Below are 21,123 nucleotides of genomic sequence, written 5' to 3' on the forward strand. Positions count from 1 at the left end.
TTTCAAAGCGGCGAACCGCTCAGGCCAAGCGCAAATTACTGCGCCGCGCCTTCCACCGGATCGGCAGCCTTCATCGACAGCTTCAGGCGGCCGCGCTCGTCGGTCTCGAGGACCTTCACGCGCACTTGCTGGCCTTCCTTCAGGTAGTCGGCCACGGCGTTGACGCGCTCGTTGGCGATCTGCGAGATGTGCAGCAGGCCGTCCTTGCCCGGCATGACTTGCACGATCGCACCGAAGTCCAGCAGCTTGAGCACGGTGCCGTCGTAGGTCTTGCCCACTTCGACCGAGGCGGTCAGCTCTTCGATGCGGCGCTTGGCTTCCTGGCCGGCGGCGGCGTCGACCGAGGCGATGGTCACGATGCCTTCGTCGGTGATGTCGATCTGGGTGCCGGTTTCCTCGGTCAGCGCGCGGATGACGGCGCCGCCCTTGCCGATCACGTCACGGATCTTTTCCGGGTTGATGCGGATGGTGATCAGGCGCGGGGCGAAGTCCGACAGTTCGGTCTTCACGCTCGGCACGGCGCGCTGCATCTCGGCCAGGATGTGCTGGCGGGCTTCCTTGGCTTGCGCCAGCGCCACCTGCATGATTTCCTTGGTGATGCCCTGGATCTTGATGTCCATCTGCAGCGCGGTGATGCCTGCCGGGGTACCGGCGACCTTGAAGTCCATGTCGCCCAGGTGGTCTTCGTCACCCAGGATGTCGGTCAGGACCGCGAACTTGCCGCCTTCCTTGATCAGGCCCATGGCGATGCCGGCGACGTGCGCCTTCATCGGCACGCCGGCGTCCATCAGTGCCAGGCAGCCGCCGCACACCGATGCCATCGACGAGGAACCGTTCGACTCGGTGATTTCCGAGACCAGGCGCACCGAGTATGAAAATTCGTCCGCCGACGGCAGCGCAGCGACCAGCGCGCGCTTGGCCAGGCGGCCGTGGCCGACTTCGCGGCGCTTCGGCGTGCCCACGCGACCGGTTTCGCCGGTGGCGAACGGAGGCATGTTGTAGTGCATCATGAAGTCGTCGGTGTACTCGCCCATCAGCGCGTCGATCTTCTGGCTGTCGCGCGCGGTGCCGAGGGTGGCCACGACCAGCGCCTGGGTTTCGCCGCGGGTGAACAGGGCCGAACCGTGGGTACGCGGCAGCACGCTGGTGCGGATCGCGATCGGACGCACGGTGCGGGTGTCGCGGCCGTCGATACGCGGCTCGCCGTCCAGGATCTGCGAACGCACGACCTTGGCTTCCATGTCGAACAGGATGTTGCCGACTTCGGCGCTGTCTGCTTCGACGCCTTGCGCAGCCAGGGCGGCCATGACTTCGCCCGAGATCGACTTCAGCTTCTGCTGGCGTGCCGATTTCTCGCGGGTCTGGTAAGCGTCGCGCACGGCGGCGCCGGCCAGCTCGTTCACGCGGGCGATCAGTTCTTCGTTCTTCGGCGCCGGGCTCCACTCGACTTCCGGCTTGCCGCCTTCGGCCACCAGGTCATGGATGGCGTCGATGACGGCCTTCATCTGCTCGTGGCCGAACACGACCGCGCCCAGCATGATTTCTTCCGACAGTTGCTGCGCTTCCGATTCCACCATCAGCACGGCGGTTTCGGTGCCTGCCACGACCAGGTCCATCTGCGAGGTCTTGAGCTCGGTGGTGGTCGGGTTCAGGATGTACTGGCCGTTCGCGTAGCCGACGCGCGCTGCGCCGATCGGGCCGTTGAACGGGATGCCGGCGATGCACAGCGCAGCCGAGGCGCCGATCATGGCCGGGATGTCCGGGTCGATCTCAGGATTGACCGACAGGACGTGGATGATCACCTGGACTTCGTTCAGGTAGCCTTCCGGGAACAGCGGGCGGATCGGACGGTCGATCAGGCGCGAGGTCAGGGTTTCCTTTTCCGAAGGACGGCCTTCGCGCTTGAAGAAGCCGCCCGGGATCTTACCGGCTGCGTAGGTTTTCTCCATGTAGTCGACGGTCAGCGGGAAGAAATCCTGGCCCGGCTTGGCGTCCTTCTTGGCGACCACGGTGGCCAGGATGACGGTGTCTTCGACCGACACGACGACGGCGCCGCTTGCCTGGCGCGCGATTTCACCCGTCTCCAGGGTGACCGTGTGTTGACCGTACTGGAAGGTTTTCGTAACTTTGTTAAACATGGGTAATCCCTTTCTATTTGCCGACAGATTTTCAGGAGCTGTCGTTCACCTCACCACGGGCGGATGATGTTCACTTCCGCCATTTACTCAACAACAATTTGACGACTACAGCTGAACAAACAAAAAATGCCCGCGACAGGTATCTGGCGCAGGCATTTCGTGACTAAATCGTCTGGACCAACGATTACTTACGCAGGCCGAGCTTGGCGATCAGGTCGCGGTAACGGTTTGCGTCCTTGCGCTTCAGGTAGGCCAGCAGGCTCTTACGACGGTTAACCATCATGATCAGGCCACGACGCGAGTGGTGATCTTTCTGGTGTGCCTTGAAGTGGCCGTTCAGCTCGTTGATGCGTGCGGTCAGCAGTGCAACCTGGACTTCCGGCGAACCGGTATCGTTCTGGCCACGTGCGTTGTCCGCGATGATCGCGGCTTTGTTGATGTTTTCTACGGTCATGATGTTACCTTTCACATGCGGTGCATGAGTCGAAACCCAGCGCACCGTGATTGATGAATTACCTGCCCAAAACGGACAGACCCGCCAGTATAGGGGAAAACGAAGCGTGCGGCCACTGTTTGCATCGGCCAAAAGGTGGATCATGGGGGTTTTGGGGCGTTTGGAGGGCTGGATGATGTGGAAATTAATCAGATTTACAACATTCGTGGCGCTCGTGATGCTCGGCGGCTGCGCCGGGATGCTGCGCCAGGCGCCGTCCATCGGCGATTCGGAAGACATCGTGCAGCAGAAGATGGGCGCGCCCACCGCCATCTACGGCGCCGGCAACGACCGCATCTTCGAGTATGCGACCGGACCGATGGGGCAATTTACCTGGATGGCCCGCATCGGGCCGGACGGGCGGCTCGTATCCTACGAACAGGTGCTGACCGGGGAGAAGTTCGCGACCATCAAGATCGACCAGGCCACCAAGGAAGACGTATTGCGCACGCTCGGCCGGCCGGCCGAGAAATCGCACGTGGCGATGAAGGACTACGAGGTGTGGTCCTACCGCTACAAGGAAGCGGGCGTGTGGAATTCGATGATGCACGTGCACTTCGACCGGCAGGGTGTGGTGCGGCAGATGCTGAACGGGCCCGATCCGATGTATGAGCCGCGGGACCGGATGGGGTGGTGAGGACGTAGTGCTGCGTCATCCCGGCGCAGGCCGGGATCCAGTGTTGCGTGGAGACCGAAAGCCCCTTACACCCCCTGCGGATTGACCCGCTCCACCTTCGAGTGCAGCTTGTTCAACCCCGACAGGTAAGCCTTGGCCGAGGCCACGACGATGTCCGGATCCGCGCCCACGCCGTTCACGATGCGCCCGGCGTGCGACAGGCGGATGGTGACCTCGCCCTGCGATTGCGGTCCGTTGCTGATCGCATTGATCGAAAACAGTACCTGCTCGGCGCCACTCTTGACCACGCTCTCGATCGCGCTCACCACCGCGTCCACCGGCCCGTCGCCCGTGGACTCGGCCGACACCTCCCTGCCGTCCACCGCGAACACGACTTTCGCGTGCGGCAGCGCGCCGGTTTCCGAGCGCTGCGCCAGCGACACCAGGCGGTAGGTCTCGCCTTCCTGGGCATGGTCCTCGGCCGATACCAGAGCCATGATGTCCTCGTCGAAGATCTCGGCCTTGCGGTCCGCCAGCTCCTTGAAGCGGGCGAAGGCCGCGTTTACTTCGGCTTCCGACTCCAGCTCGATCCCCAGCTCCTGCAGGCGCGACTTGAAGGCATTGCGACCCGACAGCTTGCCCAGCACGATCTTGTTGGCGGTCCAGCCCACGTCTTCGGCGCGCATGATCTCGTAGGTCTCGCGCGCCTTCAGGATGCCGTCCTGGTGGATGCCCGAGGCGTGGGCAAAGGCGTTCGCGCCCACCACCGCCTTGTTCGGCTGCACCGCGAAACCGGTGATCTGCGAGACCATCTTCGAGGCCGGCACGATCTGGGTGGTGTCGATGCCCACCGTCAGCTTGAAATAGTCGTGGCGGGTGCGCAGCGCCATCACCACCTCTTCCAGCGAAGTGTTGCCGGCGCGCTCGCCCAGGCCGTTGATGGTGCACTCGATCTGGCGCGCGCCACCGATGGCAACGCCGGCCAGCGAATTGGCCACCGCCAGGCCCAGGTCGTTGTGGCAGTGCACCGACCAGATCGCCTTGTCCGAATTCGGCACGCGCTCGCGCAGGCGGCGGATGCGCTCGCCGAACTGCTGGGGCACCGCGTAGCCCACCGTATCGGGGAAGTTGATGGTGGTGGCGCCTTCCGCGATCACGGCTTCCAGCACGCGACACAGGAAATCCTCGTCGGAACGGCTGCCATCCTCGGGCGAGAACTCGATGTCGTCGGTATGCTGACGCGCGTAGCGGATCGCCAGTTTCGCCTGTTCCAGCACCTGCTCGGGCTCCATGCGCAGCTTCATCTGCATGTGCAGGGGCGAGGTGGCGATGAAGGTGTGGATGCGCTTGCGCGCGGCGGGCGCCAGCGCCTCGGCGGCGCGGGCGATATCGCGGTCGTTGGCGCGCGACAGCGAGCAGATGGTGGATTCGCGCACCGCGCTTGCAATGGCGCGGATGGCGTCGAAGTCGCCCGGCGAGGCGGCGGCAAAGCCGGCTTCGATGACGTCCACCCGCAGGCGCTCGAGCTGGCGCGCGATGCGCACCTTCTCGTCCTTGGTCATGGAGGCGCCCGGCGACTGTTCGCCGTCGCGCAGGGTGGTGTCGAAAATGATGAGGCGCGAAGTATCGGGCCCCGGTTCGGGCTTCAGGTCGGGCATGCTGGGCTCCATTGCTAACTAGGTTCAATCCAAGTCAGCGGGCGCCCTGCCCGGCCCGAAGGTCCGCGCTAGCGGCGCACGCTGTCGTCCGGCTCGTCGTCGAGCGGGATGATGCTCACCGGCTTGCCCTTGGCTGCGCGCCAGGCAAACACGGCATACCCCGACAAGCCGTAAATCACAAAAATCGGCCACAGGACCTTGGGCGGATCGATCGCCAGCAGCGCCAGGCCGAGGGCAATCAGGAACACCACGATGAACGGCACCGACTTGCGGAAGTTCACGTCCTTGAAGCTGTAAAACGGTACGTTCGACACCATCGTCAGGCCCGCGAACACCGCGATGCCCCAGCTCACCCAGTCCACCTGGCGCGAGCTGACGTTGATGTCGGGATCGGTCATCATCATGATGAAGCCGACCACCAGGGCCGCCGCCGCCGGGCTCGGCAAGCCCTGGAAGAAGCGCTTGTCCACCACCTCGATGTTGGTGTTGAAGCGCGCCAGGCGCAGCGCGGCGCCGGCGCAGTACACGAAGGCCGCGATCCAGCCCAGCTTGCCCAGGCCGCGCAGCGACCATTCATAGATCACCAGCGCCGGCGCCGCGCCGAAGGACACCATGTCCGACAGCGAGTCGTACTGCGCGCCGAACTCCGACTGGGTATTGGTCAGGCGCGCAATGCGCCCGTCCAGTCCGTCCAGGATCATCGCGATGAACACCGCCCAGCATGCATGCTCGAAGCGCTGGTTCATCGCCATGACGATGGCGTAGAAGCCGCAGAACAGCGCGCCGGTCGTGAACGCGTTCGGCAGCAGGTAGATGCCGCGGCCGCGCTCGCCCTGGACACGGTCTTCCGCCCTGCGCCCGAAGCGTTTTTTCAGGCGGGAAAAACGTGGCGCCTTGGGCGCCGCGCCAGGGGTCCTGCGTCGTGGAAAAGTGGGCATAGTGATCCGTATTCAAGTATTACTGTTCCCAGCATTATAGAGGCGGGAACCCCTTGTTAGCGAATGATCACTGTTGTGCGGTCATTTGAACCTTATTTAAATCGCACTTTTCCCACCAGACGCATCTGGAGCGTGGTTTCTCCCGGCTCGAAGCTCGGCTCCGGCATCTCGTCGGCCATCTCGCGCTTGGCGCTGGCACGCATCATCATCGGCGCTGCCGCTGCCTGGGCATCGCCCGCGTAGTTGCCGGAACCCTCGAAATCGACCGTGTCCAGCACGGCATCGAGCGGCTTGCGTCCCATCGCATTGGCGATCGAGGCAATGCGTTCGTTCAGGTTGCGGTAGGTCGCGGCGATGCGCTGGTCGTCGAGGCGCTTTTCCAGTTCCGGGCTGAGTCCGAAGCTCACGTTGTTGATCTGCAGAACTTTCTGGGCCGCGGCCGCGGTTTTCGGCAGCTCGGCCAGGTTGGTCGTCTTCACTTCCAGGTACTGTCCCACGCGCCAGGCGATCGGCACCGGCTTCACCGGCGTGCGCAGCGCCGGTTGCGGCATCGGCGGCACTTCGGGGTAGACCGGGTAGGTGTAATAGCCCATGGTCTTCAGCTCGGCCTTCGGATCGGCGCGGCGCACGATCTCGGTTCCCTCCTTCATCTTGCGGTTCACGCGTGCCGCAGCGGCATTCTTGTCCTTGTCGTGCTCTTCGACGGCAAAGGTGACGGTGGCCTGGTCGTTGGCATGCTTCACTTCGCCGAAAGCCGGCACCACGACCAGCGTGCCGGCGGTGGACGGCGTCGCCACGGTCTGTGCATGGGCCTGGAAGGCCAGCACCAGGGCGGCGGCAGCGAGCGATTTGGAAAGTTTCATTGTTGTTCTCCAGTAGTTAAGACGGATGTCCGCGTCACTTATACGATACTCAAGCTGTAACTTCCTTCATAACTTTGTAATGGAAAGTTGCAACTGAGTTGCTGGAGAAACACCTGTATTCAATTGTAGGGTGGGCGGCTATGCCGCCCACGCGGTCAACTATTGCCAGCTCAGTCGCGACATATCAACCTTTATCTTTCACCGCGTGGGCGGGAGACCCGCCCACCCTACCAAAACAACGGCAATGCTTAGTTCTTCGACTGATCGACCAGCTTGTTCTTCGCAATCCACGGCATCATCGCGCGCAGCTTGGCGCCGACTTCTTCGATCTGGTGCTCCGAAGTCAGGCGGCGGCGCGAGATCAGGGTCGGGGCGCCGGCCTTGTTCTCGAGGATGAAGCTCTTCGCGTACTCGCCGGTCTGGATATCCTTCAGGCACTGGCGCATCGCATCCTTGGTCGCCGAGGTGACGACTTTCGGGCCGGTGACGTACTCGCCGTACTCGGCATTGTTCGAGATCGAGTAGTTCATGTTGGCGATGCCGCCTTCGTAGATCAGGTCGACGATCAGCTTCAGTTCGTGCAGGCACTCGAAATAAGCCATTTCCGGCGCGTAGCCCGCTTCCACCAGGGTCTCGAAGCCGGCCTTGATCAGCTCGACGGTACCGCCGCACAGCACGGCCTGCTCGCCGAACAGGTCGGTCTCGGTCTCTTCGCGGAAGTTGGTCTCGATGATGCCGGCACGGCCGCCGCCGTTGGCCATGGCGTAGGACAGCGCGATGTCGCGCGCCGCGCCCGACTTGTCCTGGTAGACCGCGATCAGGTGCGGCACGCCGCCACCCTGGCGGTAGGTGCCGCGCACGGTGTGGCCCGGGGCCTTCGGCGCGATCATGATCACGTCGAGGTCGGCGCGCGGCACCACTTGGCCATAATGCACGTTGAAGCCGTGGGCGAAGGCCAGCACGGCGCCCTGCTTGGCGTTCGGCTCGACGTTGTTCTTGTAGACCTCGGCGATGTTCTCGTCCGGCAGCAGGATCATGATGACGTCGGCGTTCTTGACCGCGTCATCGACCTCGGCGACCTGCAGGCCGGCCGCTTCGACCTTGTTCCACGAAGCGCCGCCGCGGCGCAGGCCGACGGTGACGTTCACGCCGGATTCGCTCAGGTTCTGGGCGTGCGCGTGGCCCTGCGAGCCATAGCCGATGATGGCGACGTTCTTGCCTTTGATGAGGGAGAGGTCGCAGTCTTTGTCGTAGAAAACTTTCATGGTCATTCCTTTTAAATTTTTGATGTATTTGTATGCGGGCGTGATTTGGACGCGTGGGCGGCGGAGCCGCCCACCCTACACTTTCAGGATGCGTTCGCCGCGGCCGATGCCCGAGCCGCCGGTACGGACGGTTTCCAGGATCGAGGCGCGGTCGATGGCGTCGATGAAGGCGTCGAGCTTGCTCTTGGCGCCGGTCAGTTCGATCGTGTAGGTCTTCTCGGTCACGTCGATGATGCGGCCGCGGAAGATGTCGGCGGTGCGCTTCATCTCTTCGCGCTCCTTGCCGACCGCGCGCACCTTAATCAACATCAGCTCGCGCTCGATGTGCTGGCCTTCGGTGAGATCGACCACCTTCACCACTTCGATCAGGCGGTTCAGGTGCTTGGTGATCTGCTCGATGATGTCGTCCGAGCCGCTGGTGACGATGGTCATGCGCGACAGGGTCGCGTCTTCGGTCGGCGCCACGGTCAGGGTTTCGATGTTGTAGCCGCGTGCCGAGAACAGCCCGACCACGCGCGACAGCGCGCCGGCTTCGTTCTCGAGGAGGACGGAAATGATGTGTCGCATTACAGGTCCTCCGAGCCGAGCAGCATTTCGTTCAGGCCCTTGCCGGCCTTGACCATCGGCCAGACGTTCTCGCTCTGGTCGGTGATGAAGTTCATGAACACCAGGCGGTCCTTCATGGCGAAGGCTTCACGCAGCGAGCCTTCGACGTCGGACGGCTTTTCGATGCGCATGCCCACGTGGCCGTAGGCCTCGGCCAGCTTCTCGAAGTCCGGCAACGAGTCCATGTAGGACTCGGAATAGCGCGAACCGTAGTCGATCTGCTGCCACTGGCGCACCATGCCCAGGAAGCGGTTGTTCAGCAGGATGATCTTCGGCGTCAGGTGGTATTGCTTGCAGGTGGCAAGCTCCTGGATGCACATCTGGATCGAGCCTTCGCCGGTGACGCAGGCCACGGTCGCATCCGGGTTCGCCATCTGCACGCCCATCGCGTACGGCAAGCCGACGCCCATGGTGCCCAGGCCGCCCGAGTTGATCCAGCGGCGCGGCTTGTCGAAGCCGTAGTATTGCGCGGCCCACATCTGGTGCTGGCCGACGTCCGAGGTGATGAAGGCGTCGCCGTCCGTCACCTTGTGCAGCTGCTCGATGACCGATTGCGGCTTGATCAGTTCGCTCGAGGGCGCATACGCCAGGCAGTCCTTGCCGCGCCACTCGTTGATCTGCTTCCACCAGGCGGCCAGCGCGTTCGCGTTCGGCTGCGCCGGGCTGGCTTCGAGTTGCGACAGCAGTTCGACCAGCACGTCCTTGACATTGCCGACGATCGGGATGTCGACCTTGACGCGCTTCGAGATCGACGAGGGGTCGATGTCGATATGGATGATCTTGCGCGGATTGGTGGCGAAGTGCTTGGGGTTGCCGATCACGCGGTCGTCGAAGCGGGCGCCGATGGCGATCAGGACGTCGCAGTGCTGCATCGCCATGTTCGCTTCGTAAGTGCCGTGCATGCCGGGCATGCCCACGAAGTGCGGGCTCGAGGAGCGCGAGCCGCCCAGGCCCATCAGGGTGTTCGTCACCGGGAAGCCGGTCCTGTCCACCATGCGGTTCAGCTCGTTCGAGGCATTGGCCAGGATCACGCCGCCGCCGGCGTAGATCATCGGGCGCTCGGCGCCCTGCAGCAGCTGCACGGCCTTGCGGATCTGGCCGGCGTGGCCCTTGTCCACCGGCTTGTAGGAACGCATCTCGATCTCGCGCGGATAATCGAATGCGCACTTCTGCATGGTGATGTCCTTCGGGATATCGACCAGCACGGGGCCGGGGCGGCCGGTGCGGGCGATGAAGAAGGCTTTCTTGATGGTCGACGCCAGTTCGCGGACATCCTTGACCAGGAAGTTGTGCTTGACCACGGGGCGGGTGATGCCGACGGTGTCGCATTCCTGGAAGGCATCCTGGCCGATCGCATGGCTCGGCACCTGGCCGGAGATCACGACCATCGGGATGGAATCCATATAGGCCGTCGAGAGGCCGGTGACGGCATTGGTCACGCCCGGACCGGAGGTCACGAGGGCGACGCCGACGGTGTTGGAGCTGCGCGAATAGGCGTCTGCGGCATGGACCGCGGCCTGTTCGTGACGGACCAGGACGTGCTGGAACTTGTCCTGCTTGAAGATGGCGTCGTAGATGTAGAGGACTGCCCCGCCGGGATAACCGAAGACGTGCTTGACGCCCTCTTCCGCGAGACAACGCACCACGATTTCAGCACCGGTGATCGGCGCTGATGTTTCGTTACTCATGTTCATTCCTTTCAATACCCAATGGGAGTTTGATCGGATGCCCGTTCCTAACGAAATACGCAATGCGCGACAGTGCTCAATGCTTCCCTTCTCTCTGCGTGCACGCGGGTGGTTCAGGACACCGTAGGGTCCTTACGCACGGGCGCTGGGCGCAACTCGTTCGGCTTGAGTGTCTGTAGCGTTTATACGCATCTCTCGCGCTTGTGGCGCGGGTCGGAGCAAACTGCCTACAAATGAAAGCGCGTCAATCCGGAGATGGCTTGTGGGCCTTAACCGGATGACCGGAGAGCTTCGGGGGTGCAAAGCATTGAAACACATTACTGCGTTGCACCATTTTGGTCAAGCCAAAAGCGTGATTATTTTTGCTCGACCAGAATGGTGCACTTGCATGGTGCATTGCGGGTGCGTTTAACGCTGCATGCCCCAGCGGCGGATGGTGAGTCGCTCGAGTGTCTGGAACACCAGGTGCTCCACGACCAGTCCGATGAGGATGACGGCGGCCAGGCCGGCGAAGACCTTGTCGGTGAATAGTTCGTTGCGGCTCTGGAAGATGTACCAGCCCAGTCCGCCCTGCCCCGAGGTGCTGCCGAACACCAGCTCGGCAGCGATCAGGGTGCGCCATGCAAAAGCCCAGCCGATCTTCAGGCCGGACAGGATGGCGGGCAGAGCGGCCGGGATCAGGATCTGCAGCACCATGCGCAAGCCGCCCAGGCCGTAGTTGCGGCCGGCCATGCGCAGCGTGTCCGGCACCGAGCGAAAGCCCGCGGTGGCGCTCAGGGTCAGCGGCCACAGCACGGAATGGACCAGCACCATCAAGAGGCTGCCCTTGCCCAGGCCGAACCACAGCAGCGCCAGCGGCAGCAGCGCGATCGCCGGCAGCGGATTGAACATCGACGCCAACGTATCGATCAGCTCGCGCCCCACCTTGCTCGACACCGCGAGCCAGGTCAGCAGGAAGGCGCCGAAGACGCCGAGGGTGAAGCCCTGGGTCAGCACCTGCAGCGAGACGCTCACATAGCCCCACAGTTCGCCCGAGGCCAGGCCGTGGGCGAAGGCTTTACTGGTCTGGATGGCGCCGGGCAGCAGCAGGTCGTTGTCGAACCAGCGCGCCAGGGCTTCCCAGATCAGGGCGATGACCAGCAGCATGCCGATTTTGCGTAGCCAGCCGAGGTCTGGCAGTGAAAATTTTACCGATTGGTCAAAAACCGGCGTGGAGACAGCCGGCAAGGCTTCAAGAACGTACTCAGGGCGGATCGGAGGTGTGACCATGATTCAAGACGTATTAATTAGCGTGGACTGTAGGGTGGACGGCTTTGCCGTCCGCGCGTTCAACCGGCTCCTGCGCACCGAATAACAAACCATGAATCCGCTGCGTCGCCGCCTGAAATTCGCTGCTGCCCGCGCTGGCCAGACTGAACTGATGACTGTTCAATTCCGCCCTCACCCGCCCCGGGTGCGGCGACAGCAGCAGGATGCGGTTGCCCACCACCAGCGCCTCTTCGATCGAGTGCGTCACAAACAGCATCGTAAAACCGATCTCGTCCCACAGCGCCTGCAGCTCTTCCTGCATGGTCCGGCGCGTGAGCGCATCGAGCGCCGCAAAAGGCTCGTCCATCAGCAGGATGGCCGGCTGCATCGCCAGCGCCCGCGCGATCGCCACGCGCGCCTTCATCCCGCCCGACAGCGTGTGCGGATAGGCATCGGCAAAGCGCGCCAGCCCGACCTTGCCGAGCCAGTGCCGCGCACGCAAGTCTGCTTCCTTGCGCTTCACGCCGTTGGCGAGCAGCGGGAACATCACGTTCTCGCGCACCGTCTTCCAGGGCGGCAGCTGGTCGAATTCCTGGAACACCACGATGCGGTCCGGCCCCGGTCCGGTGATCGCCCTGCCCGCCAGGGTCAGGCTGCCCGCCTGCGGCGCGATGAAGCCGCCCACCGCCTTCAGCAGGGTCGACTTGCCGCAGCCCGATGGTCCCAGCAGCACGAAACGATCGCCCCGGTGGACGTCGAAGCTGACATTTTCGGTGGCGCGCACGATGCCGCGCTCGCCCCGGTATTCCAGCGTGACGCGTTCGGCGCGCAGCAAGGGCTCGGGTGGCGGGACCAGCACGAGCGGATTGAAATTCGGCGGGCTCATGTCAGCTCCCTTTATCCAGCGCGGGGTGCACGAAGAAGTAGTCGCGCCAGCTCGCCGGCCTGGTCTTGATGGCGCCAACGCCGTGCAGGAACTGGGCAAGGCCAAGCGTATTCTGCGGCGCCACCTTGAACTCTACCAGCGGATTCTTGATCACCTTCAGCAGCAGGCCCCGGTCGATGTTGCCCTTGTTGACGCGCAGGTAGGCGTCGGCCGCCGCTTCCGGATTGGTGGAAGTCAGCTGCGCCGCCTCCACCAGCGCATCGATGAAGGCGCGGTAGGTCTTCGGGTTCTCCTTGACGTAGTTTTCGGTCGCATACAGCACGGTGGCCGAGCTCGGCCCGCCCAGCACGTCGTAGGAATTCAGCACGACGTGCGCCTGCGGATTGCCGGCCAGTTCCTGGTCCTGGAAGGGCGGATTGGCGAAGTGGGCGTTCAGTTCCGTCTTGCCGGCGATGATGGCGGCGGCGGCATCCGGGTGCGGTACCGTCTGCGTGATCGGGTCGAGCTTCCTGAACTCGCCCTTTCCCCACTGCCTGGCGGCCCCCATCTGCAGGATGCGCGCCTGCACCGATACCGTCACCGCCGGCAGCGCGATCCGGTCCTTCTGGCTGAAGTCGGCGATGGTCTTGACCGCCGGGTTGGTGCTGACCAGGTAATAGGGAAAATTGCCAAGCGAGGCGACCGCGCGCACGTTCTGGCGGCCGGCGGTGCGGTCCCAGATGGTGAACAGCGGGCCCAGGCCGGCGCCGGCCACGTCGATGGAGCCGGACAGCAGCGCATCGTTGACGGCCGCGCCGCCCGACAGCTTGACCCAGTCGACGTCGATATCGACGCCCTGCTTCTTGCCGTGCTTCTCGATCAGCTTCTGGTCCTGGGCCACGTTCAGCAGCAGGTACACGATGCCGAACTGCTCGGCGATGCGGATCCTGCCTTCGGCACGGGCGTGTGCGGACACGCCGAGGGACAAGGCGACGGCCGTGGCCGCGAGTTTCATCTTGAATGTCATGTTGCTCCTTCGGATCAGAATGGGACGTCGCCCTCGATAGTGGTGCGATAGAGCTTGCGGCGCTGGTCCTGCGGGAAAGGCGTGGCCAGGTGCTGCAGCGAGCGGTTGTCCCAGAACACCAGGTCATTCGGCCGCCACTGGTGGCGGTAGACAAATTCGGGGCGCGTACTGTGTTCGAACAGCTGCTCGAGCAGCGCGCGGCTGCGCTGCTCCGGGATGCCGAGGATGCGCGTGGTGAAGTGCTCGCTGACGAACAGCGCGCGGCGCGCCGTTTCCGGATGGGTACGCACCACCGGGTGCACGGCCGGCACCACTTCGTCGATCTGGGCCTGGGTCAGCGCGGGGCGCCACGGGTTACGCCGGCGCAGCTCCTCGTAGCGGGCAAGGTAGCTGTGCTCGGCGCGCAGGCCGGCGATCTCGCGCTTGAGCTTCCCCGGCAGCGCGTCATAGGCGGCATGCTGGTTGGCGAACAGGGTGTCGCCGCCCTCCTGCGGCAGCTCCTGCGCATGCAGCATCGAACCCAGGCTCGGCACGCGCTTGTACGACAGGTCGGAATGCCAGAAGTGACCAGCGTCGCCCAGGCCGACCGGTTGATCGTTCTCGCGGATGTTCGAGATCACCAGCACTTCCGGGTGCCCGCTGAGTGCGAACTGGCGCAGCACGTGGGTCTGCAGGCGGCCGAAGCGGCGGCTGAAATCCACCTGCTCCTGCGGAGTAAAGGTCTGGTCGCGGAACACCAGTACGTGGTGCTCCAGGTGGGCGCGGTGCAGGCGGTCGAAATCGTCCTCGCTCAGCGCGCGGGCAAGGTCGAGGCCGAGCACTTCCGCGCCGAGCGGCTGGTTGACGAGAGGGCGGATATCGAAATCCTGGCGGGTCGAGTCGAGCGGCATGATGGACACCAAGTCGGTAGTGTTGAGAGAGGCTGATTCCAGAATAAACACGCACTCCAGGCTCAACAACGAATCATTTCGACTAAGTTCATGCACTTTTTGTAAGCACCGAGGACATCCACTAAGCCGCCGCTGCGCGATTTCGATGCGTGAAACAGGGTTTTTTGCTAGGATTCGATAGTTTTCCTCACGGCATTCGCACCAATCGCCCTTTCAAGCACGCATGGCCACAGACAAAGAACTCAACGACTTCCTCGAGAATGTCGAACGGCGTGCGTTCAAGCAGGCGGTATATGCGGTGCGCAAGGACGAATCGGCGCTCGACATCGTGCAGGACGCGATGATCAAGCTGGCCGAGAAATACGGCGACAAGCCGGCGGCCGAGCTGCCGATGCTGTTCCAGCGCATCCTGCAGACCACAATCCTCGATTACTTCCGCCGCGAAAAGGTGCGCAACACCTGGGTCAGCCTCTTTTCCGGCTTCAGCCGCCCGGACGGGGACGATGAGGAATTTGATATACTTTCTTCCTACGAAGCGGAGGCAGGGACGGCCGCCGCGGAGTCGAGCGCCGACCAGTTCGAGCGTGCCCAAACCTTGCGCCTGATCGAACAGGAAGTAGAAAAGCTCCCACCGCGTCAACGGGAAGCCTTCCTCATGCGTTACTGGCAGGATATGGACGTGGCCGAGACGGCCGAAGCGATGGGTTGTTCCGAGGGAAGCGTCAAGACGCACTGTTCCCGTGCAACCCACGCCCTCGCCGAGGCACTCAAGGCCAAGGGAATCAAGCTATGAACACCGACGACATCAACCTGGCGTACAAGGTACGCCACGCCCTGAACGAGAACCTCGACGCGCTGCCGGTTTCGACGACCGAGCGGCTGGCCGCGGCACGCGCGCTTGCCATGGCGCGCAAGAAGCCCGACGCACCGCGCCAGGCCCTCGGCGCCAAGCGCCCGCTGTTCGACTTCAAGAGCCTGTTCACCGGCCCCGTCCTGGCGCGCATCGCCGTGGTGGCCCCGATGCTGGCGCTGGTCGTCGGCATGGGCGGCGTCTACCAGTACGAACAGCAGCAGCGCCTGGCCGCGATGGCCGAGATCGACGCCGCCGTGCTGGCCGACGAGCTGCCGCTGACCGCCTACCTCGACCATGGTTTCAACGCTTACGTGGAGTCGCAACAGCGCCAGCAATGACGAAAACCGCGCCGAAGCCCCGCGTCGCCGTTGTCATCGCTGCGGCAGCGGTCTTGATTGCCGGGGCCGCGACCTGGGCGGTCTACAACCGGTCCGAATCCACCGCCCCGGCCGCGCGCGGCGCCGGCGCACCCATGACCACCGCGGCCGGCGCCAAGCCGCCCGCCAAGACCCTCGACAAACCGCTCTGGCGTGAGCTGACGCGCAGCCAGCAAGCCGCCCTCAAGCCGCTGCAGCCCGAATGGGACGGCATGGACGGCATGCGCAAGCGTCGCTGGCTCGAGATGTCGCACCGTTTCGCTTCGATGACGCCGGCCGAGCAGCAGCGCGTGCACGAACGCATGCGCCAGTGGATGCGCCTCACGCCGGCCCAGCGCAACCTGGCGCGCGAAAACTTCAACAAGACGCGCAAGCTCGACCCCGGCCAGAAGGCCGCCACCTGGGAAAGCTACAAGCAGCTGTCCGAAGAAGAAAAGCGCCGGCTGGCGCGCTCGGGCGCCAAGCCGCAGGGTACGCCCGCGCTGCCGCATTCGCCGATCATCGACACCCCGACCAGCTGCCCGTCCGGCGCCATCCGGCGCGGCACCTCGTGCATCGTGCCGACGCCGAGCGCGCCTGCCGTCGTCCCCGGCGCCGCGCCCACCGCACCGGCCACGATCACCTCTGCCCCGCCTGCCGCCGCGCCCGTCCCGGCGCCGGCGCCGATCGCCCCCTCACCCGCCGCCACGTCCGCACAGAATGCCAGCAACGCAAGCACCCCAGGCAACGCCAGCAATGCAAGCAACTAAGCCCGCGCCGGTCGCCACCCCGACCATCCTGCGCCGCGTCACCGTCATGCTGTACGAAGCGCTGCTGCTGTTCTCGGTCGAGATGCTGGCGATCGCCTTCTACATGCTGGTCACCCTGAACAGCCAGCATCCGCTGGCCAGGGAGGGCATGAAGGTCTGGTTGTTCCTGGTGACGGCCGCCTACTTCATGTGGTGCTGGATCGACAGCGGCCACACGCTGGCCATGAAGACCTGGCGCATCAAGGTGGTCAAGCTCGGCCACCACAAGCTGCCGCTCGGGACGGCCGCGCTGCGTTTCCTGCTGGCCTGGGGCTGGTTCGCTCCCGCCCTGCTGGTGTGCTGGACCTTCGGCCTGCACGGCAAGGCGCAGATCGGCATTGCGCTGGCCATCGGGATCGTCGCCTGGGCGCTGACGGCGCTGCTGGACAAGGACCGGCAGTTCCTGCACGACCGCCTGGCCGGCACGCGCCTGATCGCGCTGCCGAAAACTGCGCGCAAGAGCGCCTGAGTCCCGGCTCGCGACCGATCCGAACGGACGGGAAGGCAGCGTCCGCACTGGACGCCGGGCGGCTGCCCGCGTCGCTCGTGCCCCGGTCCCGGCTCAGTCTGGCGCCGGACCGGCCCGTCTCCGTGCGAACGCTGCCGCAGGCCGGCGCGTGCGCAAGGCGCAGCATGCGGCACATTCTTCCCCTTGCTTCCAGCCCTGCTGCAAGGCTGCCTTCATCTCATCCCATGTCGACGGCTTGCCCTCCTTGCATCCGCGTTCCCACTCGATGCGCAGTTCGCCTTCGACATCGTTCCAGTCCCGGCCACGAAATGCAGCCCGCTCGCGCACGTGACTGCCATAGCGGTAGACGGGAGCCAGGTCGTTGTAATCGGTGTCCGGATAGTGATCGGCATGGTGGATGCGGTAATCGGCCTCGTCGCAGTCCATCCCGGCCGACATCCTGCACCAGCCATGTCGCACGGCGTCGATGAAGCGTTCCCATGGCGGGAGTTCGCCGGGATGGCGCCGCTTCCACGCGGCGTCCGGATCGCTGGCGGCATCGATCTCGGGATGGGCGCTGTCCCAGCCCAGATGCACTGCAGCGCTGGATTCCTCCTAGTCGTTCGCGTATCCAGCGCGTAGCGCATCCGGCGCTTGCTGGGCCGTATCCCGGTCATTGGAGACCGCATTCAAGGTGTATCGCATGATGTCCTCCTGCTGCCACGACGGAAACTGGGCTTGTGCACGAAGCCAGCAAGCATCCCATGCTAGTATGGGATGCTGCACGATACATGCCGGGGCGGCCACAGCAAGTTCTCCGGCACGCCGTGCACTCGGTAGCGGCCGCTTTGCGCATGCCCTCGAGCATGCGACGAATAAAGGAGGCAAGGTGGCAATCCGGATCCTCGTCATTTCTCCTGTCGCAAGCGACATCCGCGCGCTCGAACATGCTTTGCAGGATGCGCACGACGGCCCCTTCGAAGTCCAGAGCGCATCGACCCTGGCGCGAGGCCTGGAACGTATCCGCACTGGCGGCATCGACGCGATCCTCATCGATCTGCACTTGCCCGACAGTGAGGGACTCGCATCCTTCGATCGATGCCATCAGGCGGCACGTCATACGCCGATACTCACCCTTTGCACACTGGACAATGAACATGAGGCCAAGGCGGCGGTCCAGCGCGGCGCCCAGGCCTGGCTGTCCAAGGGTTATTTCGACAATAACCTGGTGCCGCAGGCGCTGCGCAACATCATCGAACGCATGAAGGTGGAACAGGGCCTGTACCTTGCCCAGAAGCGTGCCGCGATCACGCTGAACTCGATCGGCGACGCCGTCATCTCGGTCGACATGCATGGCAGCGTCGACTACCTCAATGTGGCAGCCGAACTGATCACCGGCTGGGCGCGCGACGAAGCCTGCGGCATGCCGATCGGGGAAGTGCTCCACATCGTCGATGGCGCCACGGACAGTCCACTCGTCAATCCGGTCGAATACATCCTGCGCGACGACCATTCGAGGGCATTGGCCGGAGACGTCGTCCTCCTGAGCAGGGATGGCAGGCGGATTCCGATCGAAGACTCGGCTGCTCCCATTCACGACTGGGACGAGCAGCTGGTTGGCGCCGTCGTGGTGTTCCGGGATATTTCACACACGGTGGCGCTGACGTCGAAGATGCGCCATCTGGCGCAACATGATTTCCTGACCAGTCTGCCCAACCGGGTGCTGCTCAACGACCGCATCGCCCGCGCGATCGCATCGGCACAGCGTACCGGCCTGACGCCGGCCTTGCTGTTCCTGGACCTGGACAAGTTCAAGCATGTCAACGATTCGCTCGGCCACGCGGTCGGCGACCAGCTTCTGCAGGCGGTGTCGAACCGTCTGGTACAGTGCGTGCGCAGCTCCGATACCGTCAGCCGGCATGGCGGAGACGAGTTCGTGATCCTGCTTGCCAACGAGAAACGGCCGCAAGACGCCGCGCTCGCCGCGGAAAAAGTGCTGCTCGCACTGTCGACACCTTTTCTGATCGACGGCCAGCACCTGCATACGTCGACCAGTATCGGCATCAGTGTCTCTCCCCTCGACGGCGCGGATGCTGCCGCCCTGATCAAGAATGCCGATACCGCGATGTATCACGCAAAGGAGCGCGGGCGTAACAATTACCAGTTCTTTCGCCAGGATATGAACACACGCGCCATCGAGCGGCAGCTGGTCGAAAGCAGCCTTCGACTGGCGCTCGAACGGGACGAGTTCAAGCTGTACTACCAGCCCAAGTTCGACCTGGAAAGCATGCAAATGACCGGCGTCGAAGCCCTGCTGCGCTGGGAGCATCCGGAATGGGGCATGGTACTGCCCCAGCGTTTCATCCTGATTGCCGAGGAATGCGGCCTGATCATCCCGATCGGACGCTGGGTATTGGCGGAAGCCTGCGCCCAGGCGGTTCGTTGGCGCGACAGCGGCCTGGCGCCGGTGTCGATCGCAGTCAATGTGTCGGCATTGGAATTTCGCCACCGCGATTTCTTCTCGCATGCACTGGCGGTCTTCGATGCCAGCGGCGTCGACCCAGCCTGTCTCCAGCTCGAACTGACCGAAACCGTGTTGATGCGCGATGTCGCCACCAGTGCCTGCTTGCTGGCGAAGTTCAAGGCATTGGGCGTACAGATCGCCGTCGACGACTTCGGCACCGGCTATTCCAGCCTGAGCTACCTGAACCAGTTCCCGATCGACGTGCTGAAGATCGACCAGTCGTTTGTCAGGGCGATCGGCGCCAGCCAGGAGAGCAATGGCGCCATCGTCAGCGCCGTGATCGGGATGGGGCGGAGCCTGCACCAGCGTGTCATTGCGGAAGGCATTGAAGAAGAAGCACAGTTCGATTTTCTCCGGGCCCTGGGATGCAGCGAGGGACAGGGCGAGTATTTCAGCATGCCGGTGGATGCGGCCGGCATGCGCGCCATGCTCGACGGGCGCCCCCGCGACCCGGCCCTGTGACGCGCAGAGCATCGGCGGCATGTTCGCGAACCGTGGATTCCATCGCGCGAAAGACGCGCAGCGTGATCGTCCGGAGGGCCGGATTTCCTCCTCGCCCGCGGGATCCTGCACACCGGACGTTCCCCCCACACGCAGTTGGCCCGCAGCGTGCGGGCACGCTTCGGTCCCTGGACAAGGCTGCTTGCGCTGACCCGACCTGCGCTGCGTCCTGTTAACGCGACGACGGCCGGAAAGCCCGGCCGTCGAATGACAAGCAAGGGATCATGCCGCCGGCAATCGCAAGCAGCAAGACTCCCGCTGAGCAAGCTCAGCCTGGTTTGCGCGGCGGCTTGTTGCCCGCTGCCTGGACCGACGGCCCCTGTACGTGTCCTTGCACGGAACCGTTATTCGCCAGGCCATCGAACTGCATGCTGGCGCCGCTACCCACGCCTGCACTGCTGCGTTCCGTGCGGGCGGCCTGTCCTTCGGGGGCCTGGCCGTTGGCGCGCTGCGCATCGGTCGGTTGGAACGGATCGCGGAATTTCTTGAGGACGTCCTGCTGCTGCTGCATGCTGCGCGCGCTTTCTTCGCTGGCGGCGCGCGTCACTTCGTCCACCAGGGCATGGGCGGTACGCGCCGTTTCCGGACCATGCTGCTCGTTCACGCGGGCCAGCTCGACCTGGGTCTCGGCCGCCAGGCGCGACAGATGCTGCTGGTAGGCGCGCAGCTTGTCGGAAGCCGGCTGGGCGTGGACCGCGGCCGCGCCCAGGGCGTCGACCCCACGCTCGCTCGACAGCATGCGTTGGCCGGCGCTCATGGTTTCCTCGATCATGGTCTGGCCGAGCTTGAGGTTGGCTTCGCAGACGGCCTGGAATGATCCGGCCAGGACCTGATTCAAGTCGTTGAAATAGGCAAGCTGCGAATCCACGTGCGATCGCAGGGCGGGGTTGCTGGAAGGGGAATAGGAGAACATGGGAATCCTTGTGGGTGTCGAGCCGCGCTGCAACGCGACCACGGGGTGATCGGAAGCGGCAAACTCATGGCGGATCGATGGGAGGTGCAGCGATGTGCTGCGGAAGATGCGGGATCGGTTCAGGACCCGGCGAACAAGGACACTATGCGCCTGTTTCGGCACGCACGGGACGATTTGGCACTTATATTTACATGTGGTGGTGCGTAGCAAGATTGCCGATGCCGCCTGTTGTTCCGGCCGTGCCGGCCGCCGCCAGCGCATGATCCTGGATGCGTGGGCGCAGCGGACCGATCCGGCGTCCGATACGCGCGGTGCGCTCTACGCGCCGCAGCGCGGGGCCAGCGGGATTCACAGTGGAGAGCGCAAGCCGGCCCTCATGCTGGGCGCAGTGGCGCTAGGGGTGGCGGTGGGCGCGCAGTTGTTG

20 protein-coding genes are annotated in these 21,123 nt (G+C 64.1%); 6 read left to right on the top strand and 14 right to left on the bottom strand.

The window, feature by feature from the left end:
- Positions 1-35 precede the first annotated feature (35 nt).
- Complete coding sequence (gene pnp, locus AB3347_RS15830) at positions 36-2,138, bottom strand: polyribonucleotide nucleotidyltransferase (protein ID WP_369092759.1); 2,103 nt, start codon at positions 2,136-2,138, stop codon at positions 36-38.
- 184 nt (positions 2,139-2,322) lie between these two features.
- Complete coding sequence (rpsO, locus tag AB3347_RS15835) at positions 2,323-2,592, bottom strand: 30S ribosomal protein S15 (RefSeq protein ID WP_027867691.1); 270 nt, start codon at positions 2,590-2,592, stop codon at positions 2,323-2,325.
- A 175-nt stretch (positions 2,593-2,767) separates the two neighbouring features.
- Between rpsO and AB3347_RS15840 the strand changes: the two genes are divergently transcribed.
- The gene (locus AB3347_RS15840) at positions 2,768-3,268 is read left to right on the top strand and encodes a hypothetical protein (protein ID WP_369092862.1); all 501 of its coding nucleotides are present in this window, start codon (positions 2,768-2,770) and stop codon (positions 3,266-3,268) included.
- A gap of 65 nt (positions 3,269-3,333) precedes the next feature.
- Here the strand turns inward: AB3347_RS15840 and AB3347_RS15845 are convergent, their stop codons facing one another.
- The 10 genes from AB3347_RS15845 to AB3347_RS15890 all read right to left on the bottom strand — a co-directional run bounded on the left by AB3347_RS15845 (position 3,334) and on the right by AB3347_RS15890 (position 14,295).
- The gene (locus tag AB3347_RS15845; RefSeq protein WP_369092760.1) at positions 3,334-4,905 is read right to left on the bottom strand and encodes a 2-isopropylmalate synthase; all 1,572 of its coding nucleotides are present in this window, start codon (positions 4,903-4,905) and stop codon (positions 3,334-3,336) included.
- 68 nt (positions 4,906-4,973) lie between these two features.
- Entirely contained in the window at positions 4,974-5,843 is an 870-nt protein-coding gene (pssA, locus tag AB3347_RS15850) for a CDP-diacylglycerol--serine O-phosphatidyltransferase (RefSeq protein WP_369092761.1), read from the bottom strand.
- A 92-nt stretch (positions 5,844-5,935) separates the two neighbouring features.
- Positions 5,936-6,706, bottom strand: coding sequence for an SIMPL domain-containing protein (locus AB3347_RS15855; protein WP_369092762.1), 771 nt, complete (start codon positions 6,704-6,706; stop codon positions 5,936-5,938).
- Between the two features lie 248 nt (positions 6,707-6,954).
- Positions 6,955-7,971 carry a ketol-acid reductoisomerase gene (ilvC, locus tag AB3347_RS15860; protein ID WP_369092763.1) on the bottom strand — a complete coding sequence of 339 codons (1,017 nt, stop codon included), beginning with the start codon at positions 7,969-7,971 and terminating at the stop codon, positions 6,955-6,957.
- A 75-nt stretch (positions 7,972-8,046) separates the two neighbouring features.
- Positions 8,047-8,538, bottom strand: coding sequence for an acetolactate synthase small subunit (gene ilvN, locus AB3347_RS15865; protein ID WP_027867685.1), 492 nt, complete (start codon positions 8,536-8,538; stop codon positions 8,047-8,049).
- Positions 8,538-10,265, bottom strand: coding sequence for an acetolactate synthase 3 catalytic subunit (locus tag AB3347_RS15870; protein ID WP_369092764.1), 1,728 nt, complete (start codon positions 10,263-10,265; stop codon positions 8,538-8,540). Before AB3347_RS15870 ends, ilvN begins: the two co-directional genes overlap by 1 nt.
- Positions 10,266-10,673: 408 nt before the next feature.
- Positions 10,674-11,534: an ABC transporter permease gene (locus AB3347_RS15875; RefSeq protein WP_369092765.1), complete on the bottom strand. Its 861-nt coding sequence runs from the start codon at positions 11,532-11,534 to the stop codon at positions 10,674-10,676.
- 13 nt (positions 11,535-11,547) lie between these two features.
- Positions 11,548-12,399: an ABC transporter ATP-binding protein gene (locus AB3347_RS15880; RefSeq protein ID WP_369092766.1), complete on the bottom strand. Its 852-nt coding sequence runs from the start codon at positions 12,397-12,399 to the stop codon at positions 11,548-11,550.
- A 1-nt stretch (position 12,400) separates the two neighbouring features.
- Positions 12,401-13,405 (bottom strand): ABC transporter substrate-binding protein, encoded by a 1,005-nt coding sequence (locus tag AB3347_RS15885; protein WP_369092767.1) that lies wholly within the window; start codon positions 13,403-13,405, stop codon positions 12,401-12,403.
- 14 nt (positions 13,406-13,419) lie between these two features.
- Positions 13,420-14,295 carry a TauD/TfdA dioxygenase family protein gene (locus AB3347_RS15890; protein ID WP_369092768.1) on the bottom strand — a complete coding sequence of 292 codons (876 nt, stop codon included), beginning with the start codon at positions 14,293-14,295 and terminating at the stop codon, positions 13,420-13,422.
- Positions 14,296-14,518: 223 nt separating this feature from the next.
- On the opposite strand from AB3347_RS15890, the gene AB3347_RS15895 reads away from it, so the two are divergent.
- From AB3347_RS15895 to AB3347_RS15910, 4 genes are read left to right on the top strand one after another with little or no spacing between them, the layout of a single operon-like run.
- On the top strand, positions 14,519-15,088 hold the full coding sequence (locus tag AB3347_RS15895; protein ID WP_369092769.1) for an RNA polymerase sigma factor: 570 nt from the start codon (positions 14,519-14,521) through the stop codon (positions 15,086-15,088).
- A complete protein-coding gene (locus AB3347_RS15900) occupies positions 15,085-15,486 on the top strand; it encodes a DUF3619 family protein (protein WP_369092770.1) in 402 nt (133 codons plus the stop codon). Before AB3347_RS15895 ends, AB3347_RS15900 begins: the two co-directional genes overlap by 4 nt.
- Positions 15,483-16,274 (top strand): DUF3106 domain-containing protein, encoded by a 792-nt coding sequence (locus AB3347_RS15905; RefSeq protein WP_369092771.1) that lies wholly within the window; start codon positions 15,483-15,485, stop codon positions 16,272-16,274. The genes AB3347_RS15900 and AB3347_RS15905 overlap by 4 nt, the downstream gene beginning before the upstream one ends.
- The gene (locus AB3347_RS15910) at positions 16,261-16,782 is read left to right on the top strand and encodes an RDD family protein (protein WP_369092772.1); all 522 of its coding nucleotides are present in this window, start codon (positions 16,261-16,263) and stop codon (positions 16,780-16,782) included. The genes AB3347_RS15905 and AB3347_RS15910 overlap by 14 nt, the downstream gene beginning before the upstream one ends.
- Positions 16,783-16,875: 93 nt before the next feature.
- On the opposite strand, the gene AB3347_RS15915 is transcribed toward AB3347_RS15910, so the two are convergent.
- Positions 16,876-17,358, bottom strand: coding sequence for a hypothetical protein (locus AB3347_RS15915; RefSeq protein ID WP_369092773.1), 483 nt, complete (start codon positions 17,356-17,358; stop codon positions 16,876-16,878).
- Between the two features lie 292 nt (positions 17,359-17,650).
- On the opposite strand from AB3347_RS15915, the gene AB3347_RS15920 reads away from it, so the two are divergent.
- Positions 17,651-19,747, top strand: a complete 2,097-nt coding sequence (locus AB3347_RS15920; protein ID WP_369092774.1) for a putative bifunctional diguanylate cyclase/phosphodiesterase — start codon at positions 17,651-17,653, stop codon at positions 19,745-19,747.
- A gap of 307 nt (positions 19,748-20,054) precedes the next feature.
- Here AB3347_RS15920 and phaP read toward each other — a convergent pair whose 3' ends face one another.
- Positions 20,055-20,699 (bottom strand): TIGR01841 family phasin, encoded by a 645-nt coding sequence (phaP, locus tag AB3347_RS15925; protein WP_369092775.1) that lies wholly within the window; start codon positions 20,697-20,699, stop codon positions 20,055-20,057.
- Positions 20,700-21,123 lie beyond the last annotated feature (424 nt).

Origin of the sequence: Massilia sp. X63 (assembly GCF_041023745.1) — a bacterium.
Taxonomy (GTDB): Bacteria; Pseudomonadota; Gammaproteobacteria; order Burkholderiales; family Burkholderiaceae_D; genus Telluria.

What these genes read in the sequence shown, in the direction of transcription:
- pnp (WP_369092759.1), bottom strand. Translation starts at nt 2,138, where the DNA reads ATGTTTAACAAAGTTACGAAAACCTTCCAGTACGGTCAACACACGGTC.
- rpsO (WP_027867691.1), bottom strand. Translation starts at nt 2,592, where the DNA reads ATGACCGTAGAAAACATCAACAAAGCCGCGATCATCGCGGACAACGCA.
- AB3347_RS15840 (WP_369092862.1), top strand. Translation starts at nt 2,768, where the DNA reads ATGTGGAAATTAATCAGATTTACAACATTCGTGGCGCTCGTGATGCTC.
- AB3347_RS15845 (WP_369092760.1), bottom strand. Translation starts at nt 4,905, where the DNA reads ATGCCCGACCTGAAGCCCGAACCGGGGCCCGATACTTCGCGCCTCATC.
- pssA (WP_369092761.1), bottom strand. Translation starts at nt 5,843, where the DNA reads ATGCCCACTTTTCCACGACGCAGGACCCCTGGCGCGGCGCCCAAGGCG.
- AB3347_RS15855 (WP_369092762.1), bottom strand. Translation starts at nt 6,706, where the DNA reads ATGAAACTTTCCAAATCGCTCGCTGCCGCCGCCCTGGTGCTGGCCTTC.
- ilvC (WP_369092763.1), bottom strand. Translation starts at nt 7,971, where the DNA reads ATGAAAGTTTTCTACGACAAAGACTGCGACCTCTCCCTCATCAAAGGC.
- ilvN (WP_027867685.1), bottom strand. Translation starts at nt 8,538, where the DNA reads ATGCGACACATCATTTCCGTCCTCCTCGAGAACGAAGCCGGCGCGCTG.
- AB3347_RS15870 (WP_369092764.1), bottom strand. Translation starts at nt 10,265, where the DNA reads ATGAGTAACGAAACATCAGCGCCGATCACCGGTGCTGAAATCGTGGTG.
- AB3347_RS15875 (WP_369092765.1), bottom strand. Translation starts at nt 11,534, where the DNA reads ATGGTCACACCTCCGATCCGCCCTGAGTACGTTCTTGAAGCCTTGCCG.
- AB3347_RS15880 (WP_369092766.1), bottom strand. Translation starts at nt 12,399, where the DNA reads ATGAGCCCGCCGAATTTCAATCCGCTCGTGCTGGTCCCGCCACCCGAG.
- AB3347_RS15885 (WP_369092767.1), bottom strand. Translation starts at nt 13,405, where the DNA reads ATGACATTCAAGATGAAACTCGCGGCCACGGCCGTCGCCTTGTCCCTC.
- AB3347_RS15890 (WP_369092768.1), bottom strand. Translation starts at nt 14,295, where the DNA reads ATGCCGCTCGACTCGACCCGCCAGGATTTCGATATCCGCCCTCTCGTC.
- AB3347_RS15895 (WP_369092769.1), top strand. Translation starts at nt 14,519, where the DNA reads ATGGCCACAGACAAAGAACTCAACGACTTCCTCGAGAATGTCGAACGG.
- AB3347_RS15900 (WP_369092770.1), top strand. Translation starts at nt 15,085, where the DNA reads ATGAACACCGACGACATCAACCTGGCGTACAAGGTACGCCACGCCCTG.
- AB3347_RS15905 (WP_369092771.1), top strand. Translation starts at nt 15,483, where the DNA reads ATGACGAAAACCGCGCCGAAGCCCCGCGTCGCCGTTGTCATCGCTGCG.
- AB3347_RS15910 (WP_369092772.1), top strand. Translation starts at nt 16,261, where the DNA reads ATGCAAGCAACTAAGCCCGCGCCGGTCGCCACCCCGACCATCCTGCGC.
- phaP (WP_369092775.1), bottom strand. Translation starts at nt 20,699, where the DNA reads ATGTTCTCCTATTCCCCTTCCAGCAACCCCGCCCTGCGATCGCACGTG.